The 12,754-nt window shown below is 40.5% G+C and carries 10 protein-coding genes, 1 pseudogene and 1 riboswitch; of the genes and pseudogenes, 9 read left to right on the forward strand and 2 right to left on the reverse strand.

Features of this window, described 5'->3' with window-relative positions; all coding sequences use genetic code 11:
• Positions 1-91: 91 nt before the first annotated feature.
• The 3 genes from FTU83_RS12885 to FTU83_RS12895 all read left to right on the forward strand — a co-directional run bounded on the left by FTU83_RS12885 (position 92) and on the right by FTU83_RS12895 (position 3,434).
• Positions 92-1,261 (forward strand): thiolase family protein, encoded by a 1,170-nt coding sequence (locus FTU83_RS12885; protein ID WP_180008861.1) that lies wholly within the window; start codon positions 92-94, stop codon positions 1,259-1,261.
• 133 nt (positions 1,262-1,394) lie between these two features.
• Entirely contained in the window at positions 1,395-2,894 is a 1,500-nt protein-coding gene (locus FTU83_RS12890; protein WP_180106795.1) for a succinate CoA transferase, read from the forward strand.
• 222 nt (positions 2,895-3,116) lie between these two features.
• Positions 3,117-3,434: a hypothetical protein gene (locus FTU83_RS12895; protein WP_180048939.1), complete on the forward strand. Its 318-nt coding sequence runs from the start codon at positions 3,117-3,119 to the stop codon at positions 3,432-3,434.
• Between the two features lie 91 nt (positions 3,435-3,525).
• Here the strand turns inward: FTU83_RS12895 and FTU83_RS12900 are convergent, their stop codons facing one another.
• The gene (locus FTU83_RS12900) at positions 3,526-4,227 is read right to left on the reverse strand and encodes an HAD family phosphatase (RefSeq protein WP_180106793.1); all 702 of its coding nucleotides are present in this window, start codon (positions 4,225-4,227) and stop codon (positions 3,526-3,528) included.
• A gap of 190 nt (positions 4,228-4,417) precedes the next feature.
• Between FTU83_RS12900 and FTU83_RS12905 the strand changes: the two genes are divergently transcribed.
• From FTU83_RS12905 to FTU83_RS12930, 6 genes are all read left to right on the forward strand, one after another.
• Entirely contained in the window at positions 4,418-5,311 is an 894-nt protein-coding gene (locus FTU83_RS12905; protein WP_168377518.1) for a LysR substrate-binding domain-containing protein, read from the forward strand.
• A gap of 198 nt (positions 5,312-5,509) precedes the next feature.
• A riboswitch (guanidine-I (ykkC/yxkD leader) is annotated at positions 5,510-5,621 on the forward strand.
• Positions 5,622-5,650: 29 nt separating this feature from the next.
• The gene (locus FTU83_RS12910) at positions 5,651-6,388 is read left to right on the forward strand and encodes an urea amidolyase associated protein UAAP1 (RefSeq protein ID WP_180106791.1); all 738 of its coding nucleotides are present in this window, start codon (positions 5,651-5,653) and stop codon (positions 6,386-6,388) included.
• An 11-nt stretch (positions 6,389-6,399) separates the two neighbouring features.
• The gene (locus FTU83_RS12915) at positions 6,400-7,062 is read left to right on the forward strand and encodes an urea amidolyase associated protein UAAP2 (protein ID WP_180106789.1); all 663 of its coding nucleotides are present in this window, start codon (positions 6,400-6,402) and stop codon (positions 7,060-7,062) included.
• Positions 7,063-7,066: 4 nt separating this feature from the next.
• Entirely contained in the window at positions 7,067-10,672 is a 3,606-nt protein-coding gene (gene uca / locus FTU83_RS12920) for an urea carboxylase (RefSeq protein WP_180106787.1), read from the forward strand.
• Between the two features lie 128 nt (positions 10,673-10,800).
• On the forward strand, positions 10,801-11,148 hold the full coding sequence (locus FTU83_RS12925; protein ID WP_180041500.1) for a type II toxin-antitoxin system RelE/ParE family toxin: 348 nt from the start codon (positions 10,801-10,803) through the stop codon (positions 11,146-11,148).
• A gap of 1 nt (position 11,149) precedes the next feature.
• Positions 11,150-11,452: a helix-turn-helix domain-containing protein gene (locus tag FTU83_RS12930; RefSeq protein WP_180041501.1), complete on the forward strand. Its 303-nt coding sequence runs from the start codon at positions 11,150-11,152 to the stop codon at positions 11,450-11,452.
• A gap of 29 nt (positions 11,453-11,481) precedes the next feature.
• Here FTU83_RS12930 and FTU83_RS12935 read toward each other — a convergent pair.
• Positions 11,482-12,636 (reverse strand): annotated as a pseudogene (locus FTU83_RS12935) (ATP-dependent endonuclease); the annotation flags it as partial.
• Between the last annotated feature and the right edge of the window lie 118 nt (positions 12,637-12,754).

Below are 12,754 nucleotides of genomic sequence, written 5' to 3' on the forward strand. Positions count from 1 at the left end.
AAACCACTGTGAAAAACATTAAGATGGAAAATCTGAGGAACCAGTCATGGTTCCTTGGGGTTAAAAGATTTAAAACAGGATGAAATAAGAAATGATTGTTATTGTAGATGGCGTACGTACAGCGATGGGTGGTTTTCAGGGTTCACTTTCATCTTGTACAGCCCCAGACTTAGGTGCTGCAGCGATTCAGGCTGTTGTTGCACGTGCAGGTTTAGAACCTACAGATATTGACGAAGTTATTTTTGGCTGTGTATTACCGGCTGGTCTTAAACAAGGTCCTGCACGCCAAGCGATGCGTCAAGCAGGCTTACCAGATACAACGGGTGCCACCACGATTAATAAAATTTGTGGTTCAGGCATGAAGGCGGTGATGCAAGCAGCTGATGCGATTAAAGCCGGTTCTGCTAATATTGTGGTTGCTGGTGGTATGGAGTCGATGTCAAATGCGCCATATTTACTTGAAAAAGCGCGTTCAGGCTATCGTATGGGTCATGGTAAAACCACAGATCACATGTTCCAAGAAGGCTTAGAAGATGCTGAGACAGGTTTATCGATGGGTATTCTGGCACAAGATATGGCAGATAAAAAAGGCTATACCCGTGAACAGCAAGATGCTTTTGCCATCAACTCACTCAATAAAGCCGTTGCCGCGATTCAAGGCGGTTTCTTCAAAAATGAAATCGTGCCCGTTACTGTTAAAAGCCGTAAAGGTGACGTCGTTGTTGACACAGATGAACAGCCATTAAGTGCTAAGCCTGAAAAAATCCCAACACTGCGTCCTGCATTCAAAAAAGACGGCACGATCACAGCTGCCAATGCCAGCTCAATTTCTGACGGTGCATCTGCTTTGGTGGTTACATCAGAAGAAACGGCTCAAGCACGTGGTTTAAAACCACTAGCAAAAGTCGTTGCTTATGCCACAAATTCACAGCATCCGTCAGAGTTCACGATTGCTCCAGTCGGTGCTATTGAGAAAGTGCTTGCACAAGCGGGTTGGGATGCACAAGAGGTTGACCTGTGGGAAGTCAATGAAGCATTTGCTATGGTTACAATGCTGGCGATTGATGGATTTAACTTAGATGAAGCAAAAGTGAACATTCATGGTGGTGCTTGCTCACTTGGTCACCCACTAGGTTCATCAGGTTCACGTATTATTGTGACGCTGATTCATGCCTTAAAACGCACTGGCGGTAAAAAAGGTGTCGCAGCACTGTGTATTGGTGGCGGTGAAGCAACTGCAATTGCGGTTGAACTGATTTAATTTGCCTCAATTTATATAAGTAAGCTTTTAGATAAGTACGTTTTTAGATAAGCAATAACAAACGCTATCTCAGTTCGCTGGGATGGCGAAAAAAGATGTTTATTTTGAGATATTTATTTTTTGAGATTTAATTATGAATGGTTTAGATCGCATTCGCTTACTCTCCCTTCGCGACAAAGTGATGTCTGCTGAAAAAGCGATTGAGTTAATTCAAGATGGTTCAGTGGTTGGTTTAAGTGGTTTTGGTGGTGCAGGTGAGGCAAAGACGGTTCCTTTGGCGCTTGCAGATCATGCAGTTTCACATCCTCTTCGTATCACTTTGGCAACGGGTGCTAGTTTAGGAAATAGTATCGATGGTCGTCTCAATGCGGCACATGCAATAGAACGTCGTTATCCGTATCAGGCAGATCCTGGTTTACGTAAAGCCATTAACGCTGGCGAGGTCATGTATATTGACCAACACTTGTCTGAAATGGCTGACAATATTCGTCATCATAATTTACCGCGCATTAATGTGGCCGTTATTGCAGCGACTGCAATTACCGAAGATGGTCAAATTATTCCGACAGGTTCATGTGGTAACTCAGCCAATTTCATTGAAATGGCAGATCATGTGATTATTGAAATTGATAATACGATTAACCCAGTGCTAGAAGGTGTACATGATATTTATGTGCCGAAAGCGCGACCAAACCGTGGGCCAATTCCACTGACTCAGGTCGGTGAACGTATCGGTACGATTGGGATCAATGTCAGCCCCGATAAGATTTCAGCTATTGTGTTGAATGATCTGCCAGATACCCAGTTTAAAATGGATGAACCTGATGCTGAAACCCTAGCGATTGCTCAGCATCTGATTGATTTCTTTGAAGGTGAAGTCGCAGCAGGGCGTTTGCCTGAAAATTTAGGCCCGCTACAGTCAGGTGTGGGTTCGATTGCCAACGCTGTATTTGCCGGTTTTGAGCATTCGAATTTTCATGATTTGGAAATGTATTCAGAAGTACTACAAGACTGTACTTTCCAGCTAATTGATTCTGGAAAAATGAAATTTGCTTCAGGCTGTTCAATGACGTTGTCTGAGCCTTGCGCACAGCGCGTGATGAACAATTTTGATCAGTACAAAGACAAAATTGTGTTACGTCCACAAGAGCTATCCAATAACCCTGAAATCATTCGACGTTTAGGCATTATCGCGATTAATACGGCGCTTGAGTTTGATATTTACGGAAACGTAAATTCGACCCATGTGACGGGTACCAAAATGATGAATGGTATTGGTGGTTCTGGAGACTTTACTCGTCATGCGCACATTGCCATTTTCGTAACCAAGTCGATTGCAAAAGGCGGTGCGATTTCATCTGTAGTCCCAATGGTGAGTCATACCGACCATACTGACCATGACGTTGATATCGTGGTTACAGAGCAGGGCTTGGCAGATTTACGTGGTCTTTCACCACGTGAGCGTGCACGTAAAGTCATTGAAATCTGTGCGCATCCAGATTATCGCGCAGCATTGTTGAGCTACTTTGAACGCGCATGTGAGCGTGGTGGTCAAACGCCGCATATTTTAAAAGAGGCTTTATTTTGGCATGCCACTTTTGAAGAAACTGGTTCAATGCGTCAAATCGTATAAATCTAAAGATTGAAAATTTTTAAATAAGCCCATGATCAAGTGGGCTTATTTTTTATGAAAGACTACAAATGTTTCAAAACATGACAAAAGAAAAACAGCAGCACTTGGTTTGAAACTTTTGCACAACACGAACGGTCTTAAGTTCTGTTCAAGGCTTTCTATAATGCAAAATTCATTGACAAAGAAGGTCAGTATTTTGAAAAAGATTCAATTTTTTTTGCGATGTTGTTCGCAGTTCTCCTCACTGCATGTAAACAAAGTCCAGCGCCTGATTATGCTGGAACATGGCAAAATACCGCAGTAGATCCGCAACTTGAAAATGCGTTGATTATTAGTAAAAATGGTGAAAACTATTTCATTACCAATACTTTAAAAGATAAACAAAGTGGTAAATCTGAAAAGAAAAATCCTGTACCTGCATCTGTCGCTGAATCTGGTTTACTCGCTTTAAACTCTGGGACAGGTGCTGTTGAATTTGCAATTGACGAAAAAACTGGAAATTTAGTCGGATCTGGATCCATTTATAAAAAAGTAAAATAGATCAATTATCTATTGATGCAAAAATATCAAAAGCAGCCTCTAAATTGGGCTGCTTTTTTTAACTCTAAAGCGAATGATTGATTACTAGTCATTAGTTTAAGACAGAAGAGAAATCATGGATAAAGTAATCCGCTTTATTTTTGATTTGCTCAATTTCGTGCTCTGAATATGCGTCATACACGGCAACGACTTCAATGCCTGCGGCATTTGCGGCTTCTACACCAATGAGCGAATCTTCAAAAATTAAACATTCTTCAGGTTTTACTGCAAAATGTTCAATCGCCTGTAAATAGACTTCAGGATGCGGCTTAATATTTTTGACACTTTCACGGGTCAGGATCAGATCAAAAGTATTTTCAAAATGCAGCTTTGGATAAATGTTGATATTTTTTTGATATCGATAAATATTTTGCAAGCTGGTCGTGGTGGTAATTGCCACCTGAATGCCTTGCTGAATGAGCTGTTGAACAAATAACGCTGCATGTGGTTTAAGCAAGATGATATGTTCTAAAAAATGCTGTGAAATGGCATATCGTTGCTGTTTGATTTGATCTGCTGTGTATTGTTCAATCTTATAAATATCTTTTAGATAGTTACAGTACATTAAGTAAGGGTCTGGTGTGTTTTTAAATAATTGCAGCTGAATGTCACGTTCACGTTGAATTAAACCGAGTTGGATGGTTTGTCCAGTTAACTGTTGAATCAAATCTGCATCGACCTGATTCCACACACCAACAGAGTCGATAAGTGTGCCATCTAAATCAAAACAAACCAGTTTTTTTCCTTGAAGCATGTTGATATCCAAATTGGAGCTGTGTCTATTATGCTGACTGATTGGAGTGTTGAAAAGCTGATTGCAACTGAGCAGGCTAAACTGGCGTTTCATCTGCAATAAAAGTAATATTTCGTTATTGGCTTTTTGTATAATTCAGCAGATGATGCACAGCATAACTTGCAATATTTAATTAGGGACTAAATTTTTCGTGTTTGAATTGGACTGTAAACTTCTTAGCATTTTTTTTCATGTTTATAAGTACAAAAATGTATCGCAAGCTGCTGAACACTTGCAAATGAGCCAGCCTACAGTCAGTAATATTTTAAATAAAATACGACAGCATTATAACGACCCCTTATTTTTACGTATCGGCAATGAAATGGTGCCTACGGAGTTATCGCGTCAATTATTTCCTTTAGTCAGCGAAGCCTTGAGTAAAGTCGAAGCCATTAATAATTTTACGATTAATTTTGATCAAGCCATTTCAGATCAACAATTTACTCTAGCTATGACCGATGTTTCTCATTTGGTTTTATTGCCTAAAATCAGCCAATATCTAAAAAAACACGCGCCACAAATACGTCTAAATGTACGACCGATTACCACTGAAACCAGTTATCAAATGGCGAATGGTGAAATTGATTTAGCATTGGGTTTTTTACCGCATTTGGAAAGCGGCTTTTATCAGCAAAAACTGTTTGAGCAATATTATGTGGTGATTGCAGCTAAGGATCATCCACGATTAAAGGGTGACACCATTACAACTGAGCAATATTTATCAGAGTCGCACATTGATATTGATGCAGGGATGGGGCACTACCATATTGAAAATGAGCTGCTTAACCTTGATTTAAAACGTGATATTTTGATGCGTTTACCTAGTTATTTAGGTGTAGGCTTAGTCGTGCAAGACACTGATGCGATTGCTACTGTGCCGTATTACTTGAGTGAAGTATTGCTTTCGCGCGGCAACTTAAAAATATTTGACGCACCGATTGCATTTCCAACCTATGGCGTGAAGCAATATTGGCATATGTCTTGCCATCATAAAACCAGCCATCAATGGCTACGTCATATGTTCCATGAGATATTGGTAAAATAATTTTTATGCATTACATAAAGCCCAAAAATGATTTTGGGCTTTTTTTTTTGCAATTTTTGCAGCAATTTTGTGCATGGGCTGCACCCGATTTGGTCATGCTATAGCTCAATACTATAAAAAAGTCTAATAAATAGCAGTATTACGTTTATATAAATTGGTAATACTAAATTGGCACAGCCTTTGCATTTCTACATACATCATAAAGTGATCTAGGGTTCCGATACATCTTCATGTATGACCGCGACCGAGAGTTCACGGCTTCGTTTTAATTCAAAGCAAAGCTGCACGGAGGGATAAAAGCCCGGGAGGTAAACAGTTAAGAATTAGGCAGAGGCTGCAATGAGCACAATACATTATCATGACGATAAAGCACTATGGACTGAACTTTTACCGGGTGGACACCACTGGTCAGCGCGTATTCAGCGTGGGGCAGTATTACAGCTTAAATCGCTAGGGCAAAATGCCAATGTGGCACTGTACTGTGTAAATAGTGAAGATAAGCTTGAACGCTACAACATGCCAGATAGTCTTAAAGGGCAGCACACGGCATATTTAAGTACGGGTCATATTTTGGCATCGGATTTAGGCCGTGCCATGATCTCGATTGTGAAAGATGATCATGCTTGGAATGATGCTTTTTGTGCACCAAGTACCGCACAACAAATCGAACAACAATTTGGTTCAAAAACTTTCCAAGATGCCCGTAATGATATGTACCGTAATGGCAAAGATAGCTTATTGCTTGAAATGACCAAGTTTGGCTTATCTGCAACTGACCTCAGCAGTACCTTAAATTTATTCTCTAAAGTTCAACCTGATGACAATGGCAACTTAAGTTATGTTGCATCGGACAATACAAATCAAGTCATTGAACTGCGCTTTGAAATGGATTGTTTGGTCTTTTTATCTAGTGCACCACATGGATTATCTCAAGCAGAAGAATATAACCCTGCTGATGTACAACTAAGTTTATTTAAGGCGTTGCCTTTGGCAGACACCGATGTTTGCCGTGATTCTTGCCCGCAAAATCAACGTGCTTTTCAAAATAATAAACGCTATTACGCTTTAACGGCTTGAGGGGAATGATCATGACTGCATTAGTAAATCCAACACAAAATTTTGAAAAATCAGTGTTAAGCGAAGTATGTCCTGCCGGCGAAGCTTGGATGTGCGAAGTCAAAAAAGGGCAATATTTCCGTATCGTTGACCTCGAAGGCAATCAAGCGGTGGATACGCTATTTATCTCTAGCCAAAACCCTGAAGAGCGTTATAGCGCGACGGATACTTTAGCGATTAACCAACAGATTTATTTAGAAAAAGGCACGGCGCTATACACTAACTTTGGCAAAAAAATTGCTACCATCCATGACGATAATTGTGGCCGTCATGACACCTTAGGCGGTGCATGTTCATGTGAAAGCAACACTGTTCGCTATGCACATGACAAATTTCCAATGCACAGTTGCCGTAATAATTTCATGATTGCGTTGTCACAACATCCGATTGCAAAAAAACATGGCTTAAACGTGCGCCATATCGGCCCAAATATTAACTTCTTTATGAATGTGCCTGTGACCGCTGAGGGACATTTGAAATTTGATGACGGTATTTCTGCACCGGGAAAATATGTAGAGATTAAAGCCGAAATGGATTTGGTCGTATTGATCTCAAACTGCCCACAACTGAATAACCCATGTAATGCCTATAACCCAACAAAAATTCAATTGATCATTCGTGAAGGCGAGGAGTAATACCATGTTCAATAAAGTCCTCATTGCCAACCGTGGTGCAATCGCTTGCCGTGTGATCCGTACACTGAAAAAATTAGGCATTCAGTCCGTTGCAGTGTATTCAGAAGCAGATCGTGATTCTTTGCATGTGACCTTAGCTGATGAAGCGGTATTTATTGGTGATAGTCCTGCCAGCCAAAGCTATTTAAATGTCGATAAAATTTTAGAAGTTGCAAAGCAAACAGGTGCAGAAGCGATTCATCCCGGCTATGGCTTCTTGTCTGAAAATGCAGAATTTTGTGATCTGTGTGAAGCGCAAGGCATTGTATTTTTAGGGCCAAATTCGGCACAAATGAAATCATTTGGCTTAAAACATATTGCACGTGAACTTGCAATTCAAGCCAATGTACCACTTCTTCCGGGCAGTCAGCTTTTGGCAGATGAAGCCGAAGCCTTAACGGAAGCTAAACGTATTGGTTATCCTGTGATGCTGAAAAGTACCGCAGGCGGTGGCGGTATTGGTATGCGTTTGGTGTGGAATGAAGAAGAGTTGAAAGATGCTTATTCTACGGTTTCATATCTTGCCCAAGCCAACTTTAAAGATGCGGGTTTGTACCTTGAGAAATTTGTACAAAATGCACGTCATATCGAAGTGCAAATTTTTGGTGATGGCAAAGGCTTAGTCTTGGCACTTGGCGAGCGCGATTGTTCGGTACAGCGCCGTAATCAAAAAGTTGTGGAAGAAACCCCAGCACCACATATCAATGATGAGCAACGTGCTTATATTCAATCGATTGCGATTGGGCTGATGCAGTCGGTAAATTACCGTTCGGCAGGTACAGTTGAGTTTGTGATGGATACCGACACACAGGAATTCTATTTCTTAGAAGTGAATACCCGTCTGCAAGTTGAACATGGCGTGACAGAGCAAGTGTTTGGTGTCGATCTTGTGGAATGGATGGTGACTTTAGGCAGTGGTGATTGGATTACACCAACAGAACAACTTGAATCGAAAGGTCATTCGATTCAAGTGCGTTTATATGCCGAAGACCCAATCAAAAACTTCCAACCTAGTGCAGGGCTTTTAACGCACGTTGAATTTGATGCCAATGCGCGTAATGAAACGTGGGTGGAAACGGGTTCAAATGTCTCATCATTTTATGACCCGATGATTGCCAAAATCATTGTCACGGCAGATGACCGCGATTCAGCAATTCAAGCCATGACCGAAACACTTGCCAAAACATCGGTTGCAGGCATCGAAACCAATCTTGAATATCTACAAAATATTATCGACTGCGATGTATTTAAAGCCGGTACGCAAACCACACGTTTCTTAAATACATTCGAGTGGAAAACTCAAAAAATTGAAGTGTTGCAATCAGGCATTCAAACTTCTGTGCAAGATGTGACAGGTCGTTTGGGGTACTGGGATGTCGGTGTGCCACCATCAGGTGCCATTGATCCACTATCACTGAATGTCGCAAACCAGTTACTTGGTAATGCCTATAACACTGCAGGCTTAGAATGTACGCTACAAGGTCCGACTTTAAAATTCCATTGTGACAGCCAAATCGTGCTTGCCGGGGGCGATATGCCATCAACACTAGATGGCGCTCAAGTTCCGATGTGGCAGAACGTGAATGTGCGTAAAGGTCAGGTGCTCAAATGTGGCAAAATTGCGACAGGTTGCCGTACCTATATTGGTATTAAAGGCGGTTTAAATGTACCTGAATATCTCGGCTCACAAGCAACCTTCACCTTGGGTCAGTTTGGTGGTCATGCAGGGCGTAACTTACTGATTGGTGATATGTTACCAATCACGGGATTTAGCTCTGATGAAGTGAAAACGCTTGCCCCTGAACAAGTGCCAACGTTTAGCCATGAATGGGAAATTGCGGTGATGTACGGCCCGCATGGTGCACCAGACTTCTTTACTAAAAAAGACATTGATACCTTCTTTGCCAATACTTTTGAGATTCACTTTAACTCAAGCCGTACAGGTATTCGTTTGATTGGTCCAAAACCTGAATGGGCACGTGAGGATGGCGGTGAAGCCGGTTTGCATCCATCAAATATTCATGACAATGCATACGCGATTGGTGCGATTGATTTCACGGGCGATATGCCGATTATTCTCGGTCCAGATGGTCCAAGTTTAGGAGGCTTTGTTTGTCCTGCCGTGGTGATTAATTCTGAGCTTTGGAAGCTTGGTCAATTGAAAGCAGGAGACAAAGTCAGATTTATACCTGTGAGTTATCATCAAGCTAAGCTCTTAAATGAAAAATATCATGCGCAATTAGAAGCATCTGATACGCAGGTTGTGGCATTTGATGAGTCATTTTATCCTGAACTTTCCACCTTAAAAAATGCGGTGCTTGATACTTTAAAAGGTCAGAATGGCTTGCCAGATGTGGTGTATCGTCCTGCGGGCAACAACTACATGTTGGTGGAATATGGTGAGTTGGTTTTAGATTTAAACCTACGTTTCCGTATTCATGCACTCATGCAATGGGTTGAAAAGCAAAATATCACAGGAATTATTGATCTCACACCGGGGATTCGTTCACTGCAAATTCATTTTGATTCGATCAAGCTTGATCAATTGGATTTATTGCGTTTACTACAAGTCGCGGAAGCTGAACTGCCTGATGTGACCCAAATGCAAGTACCGTCACGGACTGTGTATTTACCACTCGCTTGGGAGGATTCACAAACCCAGCTAGCGACAGAGCGTTATATGCAAACGGTACGTCCAGATGCACCATGGTGTCCTGACAATATTGAGTTTATCCGTCGTATTAATGGTTTAAAAGACAAACAAGCGGTCAAAGATGTGGTATATGACGCGAGTTATTTGGTCATGGGTTTGGGCGATGTGTATTTAGGTGCACCTGTGGCAACACCGCTTGATCCTCGCCAGCGTTTAGTGACGACTAAATACAACCCTGCACGGACATGGACGCCTGAAAATGCTGTCGGTATTGGCGGTGCGTATATGTGTGTTTATGGTATGGAAGGTCCGGGAGGCTATCAGTTTGTGGGTCGTACTACGCAAATGTGGTCACGCTACCGCAAAAATGCCGATTTTGAACAAGGCAAGCCATGGTTATTACGCTTCTTCGACCAAATTAAATTCTATGAAGTGTCTGAAACTGAACTCATGCAAATGCGTGAGGACTTTAAAGCAGGACGCTTAAAACTGCGTGTAGAAGAAGGTGTATTAAACCTAAAAGAATACAATGAATTCTTGACTGAAAATGCCGAATCTATCTCAGCATTTAAATCCATCCAACAAGCCAATTTTGATGAAGAACGTCGTCGCTGGCATGAGGCAGGACTTGCAGAATATGTCTCTGAAAGTTTAGATGCGGTCGATGATAGTGAAGGTGTTGAAGTGCCTGAAGGTGGCTGTGCAGTGGAGTCGCATATGCCGGGTTCAATTTGGAAAATTGAATGTCAGTCAGGTGATATTGTCGAAGAGGGGGCAACGTTAGCCGTCATTGAAGCGATGAAGATTGAGATTCCAATTATTGCGCCTGAGCGTATGAAGGTGGAAGAGATTGTCATTGAAAAAGGGCAAACGGTAAAAACAGGACAAGTGTTGTTTACCTTGGCGCCAGTGGCTTAAATAATCCTCCCTGACCCTCCTTTGAAAAAGGAGGGAATTTTAAGACTGTCCGTAAGGACGGTTTTTTATTTGCAGTGTTTACTCGATTAAATTATGATATAGCTTATAGTCTATATTTTGGTTGTGCTATGTGGACAGTATTGGCCACAGATGTATTTAATGAATGGCTTGCTCAGCAAGACGATTCGACACAAGAAAAGGTCTTGGCAGCTTTGGTTGTGTTGCAATCACAAGGACCAAGCTTAGGTCGACCTTTGGTGGACACTGTATATGATTCTAAATATACCAATATGAAAGAACTTCGTGTGCAACACCGTGGCAAACCGATTCGAGCTTTCTTTGCTTTTGATCCGTTAAGACAAGCGATTGTGTTATGCATTGGTGATAAAAGCGGTAAAAAGCGTTTTTATACAGAAATGCTGGCAATTGCAGATGAGCAATACACTTTGCATTTAAAGAGTTTAGGAGATTCCTAACATGGCAAAAAGTTTACAAGAATTATTGGCAGCTCGCTCTGCTGAAAGCCAAGCTCGTATTCAGCAAATGGCAGAAGAACTGATGCTTGAACAGCATCTTCACATGATTCGTGAAGAGTTGGAAATGTCTCAAAAAGAATTAGCAGAAACTTTAGGGATTAAACAGCCTTCGCTTTCTGCAATCGAAAACCGTGGTAATGATTTAAAAATATCAACCATGAAAAAATATGTAGAAGCAATGGGTGGGAAACTTCGTATTGATGTCGAATTACCTACAGGTAAACATATTGGATTTAATGTTTAATTAAAAAAGACCGCTTAGGCGGTCTTTTTCTAATTTGAATTACACTTTTCAATATGTTTGAAAATTCGGATGCATAGATCCTTTGCTTTTGGTGTCATTTCCCAATCAGGATTTTCATCAAAATATTTGATGATTTCACGACAAAAATCTAGTTTATATTTAATGGTTCCTACACCTGTACCATCGGCAAAAGCAGTTTTTTCAGCAGAAGTTCTTGGATTTCGTATTTGATCATCCAATAATTTTCCTATGCCATAATCTTTATGATCAAAATAATCTAATGAATTAATTCCCTCTAGCTTTTCGATATTAAATCCTTGAGAGGTCTTCCTTTTCATATTACTGAACTTTTTCTGAGCTACACGAAGAATAGAATCTTTAGGTAAAGTATTTTCTGTTTCTTTACAATCCAAAATAATTAAATTTTCTTTATTTAATTCCTTTCTTAAGAACTTTATTTTTTCAGAATTTTTTTGTATGTCGCCATCAGCAATTAATAGCATGTCACTTGCAACAGCAGTTGCACTTTGACCACGGTCTTGCTTTAAAAATTCGATTCTTTCTTCCCGTGTTTTAGGATAATCATCATCAAAAGACCAATGAGATAAATTGCTGCCTGCATATTCCACAAACGTATAGTGATAGTTCGGCATAAATCTACGGTATTTTTTATAAAGCTCCATATCAGCTGACTCTAGTTCAGCTAAATATTTTTCCATATATTTAGTGATATACAGCCGATCTGTAATGCCTTCCACCCAAATCGTACAGTTTGCCAAATAGACAGAAGACGGACGCACACCTAATGAAGCAAGTAAGTCACGATCCCGGTCGCAGCGATAAATTTTAAAATCAAAATTGTTAGATGAACCAGCTTTGGGTTGTTTAACAAATTTTTGAATCATCACTTGATCTGATTCATCTGCCATATCAAGTAAATGATTGGAATGTGTCGTAAAGAAATAATAATGTGGAGTCTCATTTAAGTAGAAGTTCATCAGTTGACGAACCATACCCGCGTGCATATGTAATTCCGGTTCTTCTATAAAAAAGGCATGTGTTTTTGGATTGCCTGCTTTGTCTTTACTTTTTATATAAGCTTCATAAGTTAAGATTATCGCTTGTTGTAAGCCATCACCTAACTCATAAATAGGTCTTTGAGCATCTGAGCCAATAGAGATGGATCCGTAAATTTGAACAACTCCTATAAGTGATATTCTGCTCCTCAAATGATGTTATAAACATCAATATATGGAGTATTTTATGGCACGTAGACCAAGAAGAAATCATTCAAATGATTTT

It is taken from the genome of Acinetobacter sp. YH12152 (assembly GCF_013418285.1).
In the GTDB taxonomy this organism is placed as follows: Bacteria; Pseudomonadota; Gammaproteobacteria; order Pseudomonadales; family Moraxellaceae; genus Acinetobacter; species Acinetobacter amyesii.

Coding starts and splice junctions, on each gene's coding strand:
- FTU83_RS12895 (WP_180048939.1), top strand. CDS start 3,117: ATGTTGTTCGCAGTTCTCCTCACTGCATGTAAACAAAGTCCAGCGCCT.
- FTU83_RS12915 (WP_180106789.1), top strand. CDS start 6,400: ATGACTGCATTAGTAAATCCAACACAAAATTTTGAAAAATCAGTGTTA.
- FTU83_RS12930 (WP_180041501.1), top strand. CDS start 11,150: ATGGCAAAAAGTTTACAAGAATTATTGGCAGCTCGCTCTGCTGAAAGC.
- uca (WP_180106787.1), top strand. CDS start 7,067: ATGTTCAATAAAGTCCTCATTGCCAACCGTGGTGCAATCGCTTGCCGT.
- FTU83_RS12885 (WP_180008861.1), top strand. CDS start 92: ATGATTGTTATTGTAGATGGCGTACGTACAGCGATGGGTGGTTTTCAG.
- FTU83_RS12890 (WP_180106795.1), top strand. CDS start 1,395: ATGAATGGTTTAGATCGCATTCGCTTACTCTCCCTTCGCGACAAAGTG.
- FTU83_RS12925 (WP_180041500.1), top strand. CDS start 10,801: ATGTGGACAGTATTGGCCACAGATGTATTTAATGAATGGCTTGCTCAG.
- FTU83_RS12910 (WP_180106791.1), top strand. CDS start 5,651: ATGAGCACAATACATTATCATGACGATAAAGCACTATGGACTGAACTT.
- FTU83_RS12900 (WP_180106793.1), bottom strand. CDS start 4,227: ATGCTTCAAGGAAAAAAACTGGTTTGTTTTGATTTAGATGGCACACTT.